This window comes from Desulfatiferula olefinivorans (assembly GCF_054657895.1).
The window spans coordinates 1-584 of sequence record NZ_BAAHXV010000111.1; the positions used below are offsets into that span (position 1 = coordinate 1).

A 584-nucleotide genomic window follows, 5' to 3' on the forward strand; every position below is an offset into this window, starting at 1 on the left:
CCCCGGGTGAACCTTCCGACGTGAAGCATGGGCGTGCCGGGATGGTCCTCGGTGGGACAGGGCCAGTGGATGCCGTCCTGCTCGATGCGCTCGTAGGTGACGCCGGCGTAGGACGGCGTAACGGTGCGCATTTCGTTGAAGATGTCCTCGCTTTTTTGATAGCGCATGGGCGCGCCCATTTTTTCGGCGAGCATCATGATGATTTCCCAGTCGGCTCTGGCGATGCCGGGTCCGGCGACCGCCTTGCGGACGCGCTGGATCTTGCGTTCGGTGTTGGTGAAGGTGCCGTCTTTTTCCGCAAAACATAAGGAGGGCAGAACCACATCGGCTTTTTGGGCCGTCTCGGTGAGGAAGATGTCCTGGACCACCAGAAAATCGAGGTGTTTGAAGCTGTCGTTGACATGGTTGAGGTCCGGATCGGAGACCAGGGGATTTTCCCCGACAATGTACAGGGCCTTGATCTCCCCGGCATGGGCCCTGGGAATCATTTCGGTGACGGTCAGCCCGGGTTTTCGGCTCATGCCGGTGACACCCCAGGCCTCTTCCATTTTTTTGACGACAGATTCATCCGTCACGCTCTGGTA

Annotated in this window: 1 protein-coding gene; it reads right to left on the minus strand. The window is 58.9% G+C overall.

What is annotated here, in order from left to right; translation table 11 throughout:
* A partial coding sequence (locus tag ACYQ11_RS22100; RefSeq protein ID WP_459926004.1) for a molybdopterin oxidoreductase family protein occupies positions 1 to 584 on the minus strand: 584 nt, incomplete at both ends.